At 50.6% G+C, this 14,214-nt stretch carries 15 protein-coding genes and 1 riboswitch; of the genes, 2 read left to right on the top strand and 13 right to left on the bottom strand.

The annotated features are described in order from the left end of the window. Positions 1–209 precede the first annotated feature (209 nt). Positions 210–716 (top strand): LURP-one-related/scramblase family protein, encoded by a 507-nt coding sequence (locus FD28_RS03030; protein WP_057732460.1) that lies wholly within the window; start codon positions 210–212, stop codon positions 714–716. 70 nt (positions 717–786) lie between these two features. On the opposite strand, the gene FD28_RS03025 is transcribed toward FD28_RS03030, so the two are convergent. From FD28_RS03025 to FD28_RS02995, 7 genes are all read right to left on the bottom strand, one after another. Next, the gene (locus tag FD28_RS03025) at positions 787–2,310 is read right to left on the bottom strand and encodes an endonuclease MutS2 (RefSeq protein WP_057732458.1); all 1,524 of its coding nucleotides are present in this window, start codon (positions 2,308–2,310) and stop codon (positions 787–789) included. Positions 2,311–2,512: 202 nt separating this feature from the next. Next, positions 2,513–3,361, bottom strand: a complete 849-nt coding sequence (locus tag FD28_RS03020) for an alpha/beta hydrolase (RefSeq protein WP_057732456.1) — start codon at positions 3,359–3,361, stop codon at positions 2,513–2,515. A 139-nt stretch (positions 3,362–3,500) separates the two neighbouring features. Next, positions 3,501–3,824, bottom strand: a complete 324-nt coding sequence (locus FD28_RS03015; RefSeq protein ID WP_057732454.1) for a MazG nucleotide pyrophosphohydrolase domain-containing protein — start codon at positions 3,822–3,824, stop codon at positions 3,501–3,503. Positions 3,825–3,907: 83 nt separating this feature from the next. Continuing rightward, a complete protein-coding gene (locus FD28_RS03010; protein ID WP_057732452.1) occupies positions 3,908–5,275 on the bottom strand; it encodes an MFS transporter in 1,368 nt (455 codons plus the stop codon). 137 nt (positions 5,276–5,412) lie between these two features. Beyond that, positions 5,413–5,700 carry an ArsR/SmtB family transcription factor gene (locus FD28_RS03005; RefSeq protein ID WP_057732450.1) on the bottom strand — a complete coding sequence of 96 codons (288 nt, stop codon included), beginning with the start codon at positions 5,698–5,700 and terminating at the stop codon, positions 5,413–5,415. A 92-nt stretch (positions 5,701–5,792) separates the two neighbouring features. Next, positions 5,793–6,707 carry a prenyltransferase gene (locus FD28_RS03000; protein WP_057732448.1) on the bottom strand — a complete coding sequence of 305 codons (915 nt, stop codon included), beginning with the start codon at positions 6,705–6,707 and terminating at the stop codon, positions 5,793–5,795. Positions 6,708–6,816: 109 nt separating this feature from the next. Beyond that, positions 6,817–7,662 (bottom strand): class I SAM-dependent methyltransferase, encoded by an 846-nt coding sequence (locus tag FD28_RS02995; protein WP_057732446.1) that lies wholly within the window; start codon positions 7,660–7,662, stop codon positions 6,817–6,819. 251 nt (positions 7,663–7,913) lie between these two features. On the opposite strand from FD28_RS02995, the gene FD28_RS02990 reads away from it, so the two are divergent. Continuing rightward, positions 7,914–8,435, top strand: a complete 522-nt coding sequence (locus FD28_RS02990) for a VanZ family protein (RefSeq protein WP_057732444.1) — start codon at positions 7,914–7,916, stop codon at positions 8,433–8,435. Between the two features lie 189 nt (positions 8,436–8,624). Here the strand turns inward: FD28_RS02990 and FD28_RS02985 are convergent, their stop codons facing one another. The 6 genes from FD28_RS02985 to FD28_RS02960 all read right to left on the bottom strand — a co-directional run bounded on the left by FD28_RS02985 (position 8,625) and on the right by FD28_RS02960 (position 14,148). Continuing rightward, positions 8,625–9,062: a GtrA family protein gene (locus FD28_RS02985; protein WP_057732442.1), complete on the bottom strand. Its 438-nt coding sequence runs from the start codon at positions 9,060–9,062 to the stop codon at positions 8,625–8,627. Positions 9,063–9,343: 281 nt separating this feature from the next. Next, positions 9,344–9,871, bottom strand: a complete 528-nt coding sequence (locus FD28_RS02980) for a folate family ECF transporter S component (RefSeq protein ID WP_235806840.1) — start codon at positions 9,869–9,871, stop codon at positions 9,344–9,346. Between the two features lie 39 nt (positions 9,872–9,910). After that, positions 9,911–10,008: riboswitch (THF riboswitch) on the bottom strand. A gap of 51 nt (positions 10,009–10,059) precedes the next feature. Continuing rightward, on the bottom strand, positions 10,060–10,926 hold the full coding sequence (locus FD28_RS02975) for a DegV family protein (protein WP_057732438.1): 867 nt from the start codon (positions 10,924–10,926) through the stop codon (positions 10,060–10,062). A gap of 222 nt (positions 10,927–11,148) precedes the next feature. Next, the gene (locus FD28_RS02970) at positions 11,149–12,396 is read right to left on the bottom strand and encodes an MFS transporter (protein ID WP_057732436.1); all 1,248 of its coding nucleotides are present in this window, start codon (positions 12,394–12,396) and stop codon (positions 11,149–11,151) included. Then, positions 12,383–13,651, bottom strand: coding sequence for an alkaline phosphatase family protein (locus tag FD28_RS02965; protein ID WP_157059823.1), 1,269 nt, complete (start codon positions 13,649–13,651; stop codon positions 12,383–12,385). The genes FD28_RS02970 and FD28_RS02965 overlap by 14 nt, the downstream gene beginning before the upstream one ends. A gap of 65 nt (positions 13,652–13,716) precedes the next feature. Further along, on the bottom strand, positions 13,717–14,148 hold the full coding sequence (locus FD28_RS02960) for a MarR family winged helix-turn-helix transcriptional regulator (RefSeq protein WP_057732432.1): 432 nt from the start codon (positions 14,146–14,148) through the stop codon (positions 13,717–13,719). Positions 14,149–14,214: the final 66 nt, after the last annotated feature.

The following is a 14,214-nucleotide window of genomic DNA, read 5'->3' as shown; positions in this document are numbered from 1 at the left end:
ATTCTTCCCAACTTTCTTCACCATTTTACGAGGTTCCTTATCACCTCAATTCTACCCGAAATCAGCAGAAAAGTAAGTGTCAATGCCGTGAAAAGTGGACGGGGAGAAATACCACCCTGGCTGGCAGAAGATTAGCCGTTAATACTAGCCAGAGCATTCGTGTTGGCGTATTCTTAAGACAATCTCTGTTATGCCTGGGAGGCAATCTTATGCGCAAACTCTATCTCAATCAAAAAGTCTGGTCTCTGCGTGAAAAATTCACGATTCGTGACGAGCACGACCACCCCGTCTATCAGGCTGTTGGCAGTGTTTTCCAGGTTCCCAAACATTTTGACATTCTAGACATGCAAAACACCGTCATCGCCAGAGTCACCAAGAAGCCGCTATCCTGGCTGCCGTTATTTTCCCTAGAAATTGGGGGCCAACCGGTCGCTACCATTCAAAAGAAGTTCACCCTGTTTAAACCACGTTATGACTTGTCGGCCTCAGGGGTAACCGTGACCGGGGACTTCTGGGATATGAACTTTACGGTCTCACGACAGGGGCATACCGTTGGCAAGGTGGCGAAGCGATGGTTCAGTTTGGGGGATCAATACGAGATCACGATTGCCCACGATGACGATACCCTCCTTCTCGTGGGGCTCGTCATTGCCATCGACTACGTCAAACGTACGGAACAAGCTGCCGCCAATAGTGGCAATCACGCTGGCAACTGAGTGGCAAATGCCATTAAAATAAGAAATCACGTCAATCGCCCTTTGCGGCCACTGACGTGATTTTTTTAAATTAGTTGATTTTATTTGCTAAACGCTGATGCGCCGCCGTAATAATCGGCTGGGCTAACCCCAACCGCTCCGCCAACCAGATGGCTTCACTTGCGCCAACCTGATGCAGGAGTAAGCGGTACGTGGGCTGCAACGTCTGCGGGTCAAAGGCCATGGTGGCCGTCATGAATCCCGAACAGTCCACGGCGTACGACTTGATGGCACTAAAGTGGGTCGTCGCAATGATCGTGGCCTGGTGTTGCCGCAAGTAGTCGATGATGGCAATACTCAGGGCCGACCCCTCTTCCGGATCGGTCCCACTCCCAATCTCGTCAAGCAAGACCAACGCATTAGGCTGAATGTGATCGGTCATCTCGACCAAGGTCGTCATTTCTGCCGCAAACGTACTCAGTTGGGCAGCAATACTCTGATTGTCCCCAATGTCGACCCAGAATTGACTGAAGACGGCCATCTGGGTTCCCGCCGCAACGGGCAGCTCTAAGCCAAACTGAATCATGAGGGCAAATAACGCGATGGTCTTGAGAACCACCGTCTTACCGCCCGAGTTGGCACCCGTAATCATGAGGCCCTGCCGTGAGGTCAGTTCCACATCCAACGGAACGGCCTTTTCACCGAGTAAGGGATGACGACCCGCCACAATCTTGATGTGCTGCGTCGCATTTAGCTCGGGTACCCGACTATTTGTTTCTAGCGCGTACCGACCACGGGCCATGATTTGATCGAATTGACTGAGCAACTCTCGATTCTGAGTTAGGTCGTCCCAGTGATCTAAAACGTCTCCCGTCAAGGTCGCCAATAGTTGGTAGATCTCGGCGTTCTCGTCAGCGATCAGGTCGCTCAGCACGGCTGCTTTCTTGGCAACCGCTGCCGGTTCAAAGAAAATCGTCGAACCTGAACCGGACTGATCCACCGTCTGGCCACTGAAACGATGCTTATAGCTTGCTTTAAGCTGGATGCAGACCCGATCGTTACGGGTGATCAGACGATTGCTCTGAACCGCTTGCGAATGTTTTTGCACAAACTGTGTCAACGCCGTCTGAACCTGTTGGCGTTGCTTGCGAATCCGTTTGCGAATCTCAGCCAGCTCTGGTGTCGCATCGTCTGCGACCTGTCCGTGAACAATCACGTGGGCTAATCGACCCTGTAACCCGCTCAGCTGCGTTGCCGGACTCATCAATTCCACCAGTTGTGGTGCTAGGGACTGGTGGAGCTTCAGCACCGTCTTCAAACGCTGAAGGTTGGTCAGCAGGTCACTGATTAACCCCAGTTGCTGGGCGTTAAGCAATAATCCCTGATCCAACTTATCCTGTAAGCCAGCCAGCTGACCCAAGTCAAAGAACGTGAGTAACACGTCATTGGCCAGCAACCGGTGAGCCTCCGCCGTTAGCGTTAACTGTTGCTGAACCGCAGTCAGTTCCGTTATCGCCGGTGCGGTTTGTAACGCGGTGGCTGCCTGTTGACTGTGGGTGTACGTGGCTACCGTTTCTAAGATTTGATCTAACTGGGTAATTTGTTTAATGTTCATTTTTTCTCCTTGCAGCGAACAGCATGGAGAAACCGTCATTGTTTTGAATTGTCGGTCCTGCTGTTGCTAAAACTTGCACGAATTCGTGCCGGACATCGCGCGACAATTTGGCACACTCATTAACTTCACTCCTATTTTTTCAATTGCCCTCAACTGTAACACAACCGGCCACCCCGGGGCAAACCGGCCTAGCCGTCAACACTTACTTCTCCCACAGAAAATGAATGAGAACTCGGTCGACCGCCGGATTTTCGTGAAGCTTGCTGTGGCGGGCTAGTTTACCCGTGAATTCGTGTTCCTGGTAGGACTTGGCGCGCGGCTTGACCAGATACTTTAAGGAGAGCGTCGAGACGTTCGGGACGGTGCCATCCGTATGGCCGCCGATGTTGCCATACAGATTCAGCACCTTAATTTGGTTTTTCGGCAAGGTCTGACGCAATTGGGTCATCTCCCGGTAAGTTTCATTCATTTTGTTGGGTTTACCCGCTGCGTTCAACCGTAACCCGGCCGGTTGCTTCACCCGCGCCGGCATCTGTTTGAAATTCAGGCCGGCAAAGTGGCCCGCAATGTCCACTTGTTTACGCAACTTGGGCAAGTTCTGCTGTTTCTGGGCCTCCAGTGAGTAGTAAATCAAGGAAATATTGCCCAAAGAATGGCCCACCATATTGATCACTTTAAAGTGATATTGCTTCTGAAGCGCACGGACCACGTTGATCGCCCAAACCCCGTGCGTCCGGTAATTCATTTGTTTGTTATTGGCATAATTCACTTCTACGATGGGATTGATGGCGCCGGGCTTAATCTTTCCCACCAACCGGACGTGGCCCTGCGTATCGACCATTGCCCGAATGATCGTATGCGTGACTCCCACCTGTTTAGCCGCCTTAGCCATGTGTTCCTCCGCATGATAACTACTGCCTCCACCGTGAAAGAAGAGCGTAGGCGTCGTCTCCTGCACGTATTTTTGTGAATTCAGACGGGACGCACACCCCGTTAAGCCACCTAAGATGATGATTAAACTTACCAAAAATAACCAATATTGACGTCGCATATCCCCAGGTCCCCTTGTTTTCGTTTTTCTAAAGTATACAAGCTTCGAGTTAGTTGAAGGCAAGTCTTTTTTCTAAAGATAACCAATCGTATTTAAAAAGCGACACTAGTTTTCACAACTAGAATCGCGTTTTAAGAAATCACTTTTGGTTTTCGAAGCGATGGGTTAATTTTCGCTCACTGGCTGCCAGTAAATCTTGGGCATCGATATTGTAGAGACTGCTAATCACTAAAATCTGATCCAGGGCATCCGATAGCTCTTCTTTGAGGTTGGCTTGGCGCTCCGCAGACGTGGCTTGCCTTTCACCGGGATGGTCCCGACCAATCTCGATGGCCCGAATGGCGCGGGCAACTTCCCCGGTCTCTTCCGTCAGAAAGTTGAGATGAACAAAGGGTGAATATTGATACCAATGGCGTTGCTGGTAAAAATCAACGAGCCACTGCTGATGATCATTAATGGTCAATGGAACGGCCTCCTTCTTATGCTGATTTAACTGTACCAGACTCTGCTAAATCCACAAGTCCTATTCCACTGGTACTAATTGCATTAATGCCGCAATAGTCGCCTTGTCCACCAAATCCCCAACCAGGAGAGCAGTGCCGTGCCCAGCATGGTGACTTGAAAACCACCGATAAACTTGCTAAGTGTGAGATTTCCGCCAACCCAACTGAAGATCAGCACGGCCAGTGTCGTCCCCACTGCCCCACCAAACAAGCGAAAGACGTTGTAGATTCCGGAAGCCTGTCCCATTGCCCCTCGCGGAACAGCACCCAGGACGGCCTTTTGTAGCGCTGGTCCCGCCATGGAGAGCCCCATGCCCGCAAATACCAACGGCAAGACCAGCCAGGAATACGGCCGTTGCTGACGAACCAGTTCAGCAATCAAGGCATACCCCAAGCCCTGCAGGAACAATCCCAGGGTCGCAAGTCGGCCTTCCCCGAACCGATCAACGGCCCGACCAGCAAATGGGGCAATCACGACGAGTGTTCCCGTCCACGGCAACAATTCCAGTCCAGCCGTGAGTGCTGAGGCACCCTGGCTGAGTTGAAAGAATTGCGGCAGGAAGAAGACCACCCCATACATTGACCCGTAGAGACAGGCCGTTGCCATATTACTGCCATTGAATTGTGCTGACTTAAAGAGACTGAGGGACACCATCGGGTTCGTTGCGACCGTCTGCCGCTTCAAGAACCAAGCACCACTTCCCAGACTGACGACACCCACAAGACCGACCAACACCAGTTGCCCGGTCATACTGCCATTAAATGTCGACAAAACCCAAATCAGTCCAGCCAGTGTCAACGTAATCAGTAAGCCGTCCAGAAGATTCACGCGTGCCGCATCTCCTCGACTCTCTGGCAAGTACTGACGTGACAGAGCAATGGCCGCGATGCCCACGGGAACGTTAATCCAAAAGATCCACTGCCAAGCGAGACGAGCAACGATCACGCCTCCCAGTGATGGTCCCACAATCAAGGCTAAGCCACCGATACCGCTCCAGATGCCCAAAGCCCGGCCCCGTTCACTGGCGGGTAAGGTATTTGAGAGAATGGCCATAGACATGGGCGTCATGACCGACGCCCCGATCCCTGCAATCACCCGCGCTAGGATTAGAAAACCGATATTCCCCGCCAACGCGCACAGCGCCGAACCGAGGGTAAAGATCAGGATGCCCCAGTTATAAATCCGTCGGCGACCCCACCGCTCACCCAGCGCCACCCCAACCAACAGTACAGCAGCAATGGTAATATTATAGGCATTTAGCGCCCATTGCAGTGTACTGACCGAAATGTGAAAATCGGTTCGAATCGCCGTCGATGCCGTGGTCACAATCATTGCATCCATCATCGACATGAAAAATCCCAAAGAAGTCAGTCCTAAAAGCCATTTGGTGCTGGTTGTCTTGGTCATCATTTTTCGTCTCCCTGATTGGTCATAATAGTTCAAAATGTTTTGAACTATTTAACCATACCATCTCACCTAGAGCCTGACAAGATGACCGTTACAAAAAAAGAAGACCTGTGCAGTCTTCTCATTAGTGGTCTAGGGCATCAAAGATTGTCCCAGAAATGGCCGACGACCCGTTCAAATGTCGACTGGTCTAACGCAACATATTTTTCTCGTGATTCTTTCCGTGCCGTGATTAAACCGGCTGCCTGCAACAGCTTAAAATGGTAAGACCCGGACGTCTTGCTAATCCCGATGGCCTGTCCGACCTCACCACAGGATACTTCGTGATCACACTGCTTCAGATAGTGTAAAATATCGAGTCGTACCGGGTCGGCGAGCGCCTTAAAGACGAGGATAGCTTGTTCATTTTTTCCTGTTTGTTTTGTCATACCTTTATCTTACTAGAAAGAAAAATATCCGCAAGCGCCATGACCTCTTGGTAGCAACTACAGCAGACATTTTCTCACTTGTCTAGTGCGTCTCAAAGCCAGGTACCCGCCACAAACAACAGCGGGTACGCCAGAAAGAATAGCGAGGCACTCTTCACCGTGCTCATAAAAGTCCGCCGCTTGTCTTGGACCTTAAAGAAAGGCCGCATGCCCAGCCACATCACGGGCAGTAGTAGCGCGACCCACCCCGTACTGAGGGGCGCAATCCCGAGGACGAGATTAACCAGGGGCCACAGACTCCCAATGACCAAAAAAGCTTGAATTAATCTCACCGCGCCCACCTTTCCCAAATAGTAGGCCAACGTGTAACGATGATTCAGAATATCTTCCTCGCGATCGGCAGTGTTATTCGCCAGCTGCAGGGTAAAGAAGATCAACGTCAGCGGCAAACACAACAGGAAGGTGACCCCCACTGTCGACCAAGTCAGTGGCTGGACGCCATAGGTTGAGACAACGACACAGGTCAATTGAATCAAGAAGGCAATGGACAAGGCCACGACCGTCTCGCACAGCGGTGTCGCATTGATGGGTCGAGGCCCCGCCGTATAAAAGATACCAATCAGGTACCCACAGACGCCCAGTAAGAATACGAGCCAGCCGGTCCGCAAAACCAGCCACGCCCCCGGTAGCAGGGCAATCACATACAAGGCCATTGCCAATTGACCGACCCCGCGTGCAGGTAAATTTAGACGCCCAATGGGATTGACCTTTTGCGCATACCCCTCACGGTCACTGGCGTGTTGGTAATCAAAGTAGTTGTCGGATACGTTGACCGCCAAATCAAAAATAAAGACGGTCACCAGGCAGAGGCCAACGTTTACCCAATTCACAACGCCTAAATGGTATTGCGCAATGGCGACACCTAGAACAAACCACATGATATTTAGTGGTGCGGTATAAATCTCCGTCAGTTCATAAAACACTGGCCAATTCAGCCAACGACGCATAGAATCTCCCCCAAGAATAAGTACTCGTTTCAAGATACTTCAACTGTATCAAATATCAGCCATTCCGCCACTCGAAACGCCTTACAAATATATTTATACACCCCGGCGGCTACTGAACCATCTTTTTCACCACCAACGCAAACGTTAACGGAATCCGTGGTGCCGTTGCCGGCAGCTCGTACCACCCCTCTCGCTGAACCAAGTCAGGGAGCGCGGGCCATTCCGTGCGGGGATATTCGCCTAAGAATTCAATCGTCAGTCCTGCAGCCCGCAGTGCAGTCGTGATCTCCTGAAAATCATGATTCCAATTGTGGTTGGTCGTATGCTGAATCCTATGGGCTGAGTGATCCGTATAGGAACCGTCCTGCTCGTAGGTTAAGGCACCGTCATTGAAGTAATCCGCGTGAACCACCAGTGAGTCAAAATCCAGGGCATTCAAGAACGGGTGATCATCACGAATCATGAAGGTACCACCGGTCTTTAACAGCTGTGCAATTGACCGGGCCCACGTCGTCAGTTCGGGCAACCAGGTGATGGTACCCATACTGGTGACGATCACATCGAATAACGATTGAATCTGATCACTAGCAAAACGGGCATCGCCCTGGACATAGGTGATTTCAGCGTTGGCCCGCGCCGCAATCTCACGCGCGTAAGTTAAGGACTGTGGTGAAAAATCCAACCCCGTGACGTGTGTTGCGCCAAGCCGCTGCCAGGACAAAGTATCGGTACCAATATGGCACTGCAGATGTAGCAAGTCTAGGTTGGCCACCGTTTCTTGTGGCAACCAGGGCTTTAAAACGGCATAATCGTGCTGGACGGTAGTGGTGATTTGGGTGACATCGGCCACGAGATGATCGACGTCGTAAAAGTTCGACGTCATATGTACGCTTGCGCGGTCATCCCAATTGGCCTGATTGTCACGTAAATCTGCTCGGTAATCCGCATCAGACATGTGTGTCGCCTCCTCTTTCATCATTTAACTCTTAGATTATCACATTTCGGCGACAATCCCCATATGAACGCCCCCACTACTAAATCTGCGAAAGAATGTGATGTTTCTTTGCCCAAGACCTTATGAATTTGCTAAAGCCCCAAAGAAACCTTAAAACCCCCGCCACTTTTCCCACAGGCCCGTTATTCTGCGTTAGTCTAGAAACATGTTGAACGACCGTTTAAGAAACAGCATCCTGTGGAGGTGATTCGATGCGTTGGGAACCCTTATTGATTATCTTACTCATGGCCAGTCTCAGTGGCCTTCTGATCTTAACAACCACTCATAAACATCGGTGGTTTGCACTATTGACGCTAGCTTATCTCACCGGCTTAGCCGCAATCCTGTTTACACCGATTTCGTTCTCCGGTACCGGTATTTACATCATGCCCGCCGGCTTTGGACGCGTGAATCTGACCCACTTGTCCGTATTCAATCTTGGCTTTGCGGAAAATATTCTGCTGACACTGCCCTTAGGACTACTCCTAAAGTGGCTTGCCCCTAAGATATCACTCTGGGGCGTCGGCGCCTTTGGACTCTTCGTTGGAAGCAGTGTTGAAACCCTGCAGTACATTCTCTCCCAACACTGGCTCATCAACCGGAGCAGTGATATCAACGATGTTCTGGCCAATGCCCTGGGCATCCTGATCGGTGGCCTAGTCGTCGCTGTATATTACCGCATCCGTGTGAGTCATCGACAACGCCAACAACGTCAAGCACGGGCCGTCGCTTAGAAAGCCCTGTTAAACACGCCTATTTAAACCCCAAGTTCTACCGTTAATTATCGACGGTGGGACTTGGGGTTTTTATGACCAAATCGCGGTCCTACTATTACTAACGTTTTTTTCGCAAATCAGTCTCATTTTTTTGCGAAAAACAAAAAAATCACGCCATCCAATTGGATAGCGTGATCTGAATTCACTTTAATCGTTCATCGACGAGGCAGCTTTAGTCTTACGAAAGACGAACCACTTGCTGAAGAAGTAGTTGGCCACGACAACGATGACTTGGTCGACTAATTTCGTGAGCATTTCATTTTGTGATAACAGGGAAACCCCGATCCACATAATCCCTTCATCCATGATCAACGTGGCAGCACGCACCGAGAAGAAGGTGATGATTTCTCGCCATAGTGCGCCAAACGTGGTGAAATGGGAATGAAAGACCCAAACCCGATTGGTTAAGTAGGCAAATAAAACGGAAACGAACCAAGCAACGGCCGTCCCAATTTGATAGTTCCAATGCCACAAACTTGCGGTCACAAAGAACACGACCAAGTTAACTAGTGTCGTCAGCCCACCGAAAAACAGGTATGCAATAACACTTTTATATTTATCATAGAGCTGTAGTAGCTGCTTCATAAAAATCCTCCCCGAAATGGCACCTCGTCAATCCTTGTTATAACTGAAATTTGAATGGGACACAAGCCAAATCCCCGATTCGATAGAAAAAGTTAAGGGTTCACGCCCTCACCGAACTTTCCTTAGTGACGAGTTTGTGTTTAGCTGCAAGTTTGTGGTTGGTAAGGTAGAGGGTGATTTTGGGTAGGCCTATAAGTTAAAGTAATTTATTTAATTTAACCTAACGAACGCCAAGTAAAAGCACCATCCCAACGATACCGTCGAAATGGTGCCCCTTAAATTTAAAGTTTTAACCGTTTCTGCATCAGGTCAACCACGTGACTCTTAAATAATAGGAACAGCAGGATCACCTGAATGGGTGTCATAATGCCCTCTTTTAAGAGCCGTACGGGCAGCAAGCCCCAGAACGGGGTCTTATACATAATCGCGACCCACAACGTGTTTAGCAGCGCGTTAACCACCAATGAGATGATAACCTGCGCGATGATCAACCGCGTCCAGCTCGCTGGCTTCTGATACAGGAACAAGGCGTAAATCAGTGACCCCAGCACCGCCGAGAGCGTAAACCCGATAAAGAAGGGCCCACCAGACATCAACGTCCCCACCACGTCAACCACGGCGGCAGTCATCATCCCCCACCAGGGGCCAAACAACCGCGCAATTAACGCTGCAACCAGGAATGTGAAGCTAAACTTCAAGAACGCGGGTCCCACCGAAAAACTCTTGATCACCAATTGTAGTGCCATCAACAGGCCCATTGTGACCAAACTCAACGTACTCAGCTTTGGCAGCCGAGTGTCTACCGTCATCTTCAATTCAGACATCTCCTAAGGGAGTTGCCACATCGCTGCGGCCAATGCGGAAATAAAATCGCGGGCCAGTTGCCCTTCGTCCGGTGTTCACATTGCGTTCCACCAGCACTTGACGCTTTATTTCCTACTCCGTAAATTTTAATTACAGCAACTAGCTTACCATAACCCCTTAGAAGATGCACGCCTTAAGCGCGATCGAAATCTTTAAGCCAAGCCAATGCCAACGCCTTTTCCCCAAGATGGGTCCCAATGACCGGACCGAAGTACGACCGTTCCAGGGGAATCTCTGGGTACTGCGTGGCAATCTTGTTCGCCCAAGCCTGACCGCCTTCCGGATCGTTAGCGTCTAAGACTAACGCCCGTAGCGGGTAATCCACCTTGGCCTGGGCCTCCACGAAGAGATCTTCAACTCGCGCCAAAGCCTTCTTCCGTGACCGCACCTTTTCGAAGGCGACAATCTCATGTGTCTCGTCATCAAATGTCAACAATGGCTTGATCCGCAGGACGCTGCCGATGAACCCGGAAGCGTTGGACAAACGGCCCCCACGAACCAAGTTTTGGAGATCATCGACCACGAAGTACTCACCAATCGTTGACCGCAAGTCGTCGAGCCGGGCAATGATTTCGTCCGGTTCAGCGCCCTTAGCTGCCATGCGAGATGCTTCAATGGCCAGATAACCCATCAGTTTGACGGTGATCTGTGAATCGTAAGGGATCACCTTGATGTTTTCAATCGTTGGCGCTAACGCTTTTAACTGATTGACAAAGCCAGAGATCGTGCTTGCCAGGTGAATGCTAATCACCGCGTCGTAACCCTCCTCAGCCAACTGATCATAGAGATTGATCATCTCACCTAATGGCGGCTGAGAGGTGCTTGGAAACGACTTGGAGTTACGTAATCGTTCGTAAAATTCGCTCGTGGTAATATCAACATCTTCATCATAGGAGCGACCATCAATGATCACCGGAATTGGGACGACGTGAATGTGATACCGCTCGACCTCTTCTGCGGACAAATAGCTGGTACTATCGGTGACCACAGCAATCTTCATGTTTGTACCCCCACTTTATCTTTCATTTAGGACTTGCTTAAGTCCCGCATTCAATCTGAGCGTCACTGCATCCCCAAGATTCGGACGCCACAGGTCATGCCCCCTAACTGGTCTCACCAGTCAAACGCATCCTTGCTCAAGATTGAAACGTCATTTATTCTACTTAACTTCACGTTCAAATTAAGTTTCAGAAACTAGAATACCATAAATCACGCAACACGACTAGGATTTGTCCATAGCTGTTCGCGGAATCATCAGAAAAATAATCAAGCCTAAAACAAAGAGAATCGACAGTGAAGCCGCACCAATCCGCGACTGCCCGGTCATCTGGGTCACGACACCGACCAGAATCGGTCCCAACACCGCCGAAAATTTCCCTAGAATGTTGTAGAAGCCAAAGAACTCGCTCGACCGTTGCTTAGGCACCAACCGACCGAAGTAGGAACGTGAAAGGGCCTGAATGCCACCCTGACTGGTACCGACTAAGACCGCCAAAATCCAAAAGTCCATCGTCGATTTGAGATTTAGCGCATCCATACAGATTAAGAGGTAGACCACGATGGCAACGAGGATCCCGGTTCGGGTACTGGTCTTTCCCGCCAACCACCCATAGAAGATGGAGAACGGAAAGGCTACCAGCTGCACGACCAATAACACCATAATTAGGGTTGTACTGTTGATCCCGATATCTAGTCCAATCGAGGTCGCCATGGTAAAAATCGTATCGACCCCGTCAATGTAACAGAAGTAGGCCACCAGGAACCAAGCTAAGTACTTGTGTTGGCGCAGTTGAAGGATCGTTTGCCACACCCGGTGCCAGCTCTGTCGCAAGGGCGCCGCAGTAGCCGCCAAGGCATGACGCTGGTGAACGTGCCGTTGAAACGGAATGTAGAAGATGAGCCACCATACAGCAGCTAACACAAATCCCCACCGAGCCACGGCCAAGCTGGACAGCCGACCAAAACCGTTGGTGAATTCCAAAACCATAAATAATAGAAAGGCAATGACGCCACCCAGATAACCGAAGCCATAACCGACACTGGACAAACGATCCATTTGGCGATCATCACTGACATCCGTCAGGAAACTATCATAGAATAGATTACCGCCGGAATAGCCCAAGATCGACAGCACGTAGATGAACAGTAACCATTGCCACTGCGAGGACGGTAACAGAGCCAGTCCAAGGGTCATCACCATCCCCAGACTAGCGAATCCCGTCAGCAGGCGTTTCTTATATCCCTGGTAATCCGCCAAGGCACCCAGGAAAGGTGCCAGAATTGCGACCAGTAAGGTACCGAAACTATTGGCATACCCCCAATAGGCCGTGGCATTCGCCGCAGCAACCCCGCTACTCTCCGCAACCCCCTTGAAGTAGATGGGGAGAACGGCGGTCGTGACAATGATCCCGTAACCGGAGTTGGCCCAATCATAGAAGACCCAACTCCACTGTTCCTTATTTAGCTTCATCATGACCCTCCTTAAACGCCGCCGTCAGGGCGTGTCCAGGAAGAGGCTCCGGAAACTGAACATGCAATAGCTTGGCAAAGGTTGGCGCCTCATCGATCAGGCGGGCCTCGTCAATCGTTTCATTCGGCTTAATTGCCGGACCATTTAACACCAGTGTGGTAAAGTAATCCGGCTTATCCGGATCGTAGCCGTGCACCCCGTGATAGCGGTCAGGTTGCCCCAAGCTATCCGGATCGACGGCCTCCACCACGGCTGGGCGTTGGGTCTCATCCGTAAAGTAGTAGCCGGCCTGCGCTTCGACCATGAACTGGCAATGTGGATCGGCCCCCCGTTTTGCAGCCGCCTGACCATCAATGACCCGAGCAACCCCCGGTGTCTCTTCCAGGAGCTGCCGCAGGTGCTTGCTGTCCGCAAACTTACGGGTATAGATGTAAGTACTCCCATCGCAGGACTTTGCCCACACGTGCCAATCATTCTTGACGGTACCGTTGGCCGTGGGGGTCAGCCATCCCCGCTGGGCAAAGACTTGATTCAAGTGGATCATGTGGTCCACGTTAATCTGATAGTGATCGCCTAAAATGGCAAAATTGGTCTCTGGAAAAGTGCCGGCCGCAATCGTGGCATCGATGAGCTGGCCCACTCGCTTGTCCAACCGTTTCAACGCAGCCATGGCTGCCGTGGACCGAACACCATAACGGTGGCGCATGCTGTCCATATCAACCAGGTGAATCAACGTTAACGTGGGCTTCTTATGGGTTAGTGTATCAACCGCACAAGCCGTGATGAAGTCATCCAGCTCCGGTTGTTGAATCCCCCGGCGAAGATGCCCATACCGCTGGTTCATCCGCAACAGGAAAGCGGGACTACTGGCCTTTAAGGAAACCAGCACCTGATTGGTCCAAATCCGGTTGGGGAAGATCTCCGCTAAATTATACGAAATCTTACTCCCGGCCGTAACTGGCCACAGGAAGGCCGCCGTCTTATGGTGCTGCTGGCGAACCAGATCATACAGCGTTGGCACCTTCACGTCCCGCTGATACCAATACCAGTCCGGTGACTGCCGCTGTGGCTGCATCTTCGTATTATTCACAATGCCATGCACCGCGGGATACTGCCCGGTAATGATGGTCGTGTGCGACGGGTAAGTCAGTGTGGGGTAAATGCCGCGGACCTTTTTAACCCGCGTCCCCGTGACCACCAGCCGCCGTAAATTAGGCAGTTCCTCGAGATGTTCATCCAGATCTCGACTACCCATTGCATCTAAAGAAATCACAACTAATCTCTGCTGAATAATGACTCACTCCTTATGCTTAAACGTCCTCAAGGTTCCTTGACGGTACGTTGCCGGTCCATACTTTTATCGAGCCGGTTCAATAATATTTGTAATAAATTGCGTTCATCGGTTGACCAATGTTCGAAAACATCATCGGATAAGGCTTCAAAAGCCGTGTTAATTGTCGCGGCCGTTTCCGTACCATTATCGGTTATTGTATAGACCAACTGGCGTTTGTCCCGTCCAATGGCTTTTTTGGTCACCATATCCTTGGCGACTAAGCCCTTGAGTTGTCGACTCAAAGTTGAGGTATCCAACTTGGTCCGTTGGGCAAGAATCTCTTGGGTATTTTCACCGCCGCCGATGTGGTCCAAAAGTTGCCACTCGGAGACGGTCAGATGATGCTGCTTGGTCATCCGTTGCAGCAACGTTTGCTGCACCTTATTAATGGCCATTAACGCCGCTAAACTGGATTTCATTTGCCCTCACTCCTTTTGATTGTATTGTACAACGATTTGCTTGCTAATCACAAGTCAATTTGATGA

Source organism: Levilactobacillus hammesii DSM 16381 (assembly GCF_001434395.1).
Lineage (GTDB): Bacteria > Bacillota > Bacilli > Lactobacillales > Lactobacillaceae > Levilactobacillus > Levilactobacillus hammesii.
This window is presented reverse-complemented; position numbering and strand designations above follow the sequence as displayed.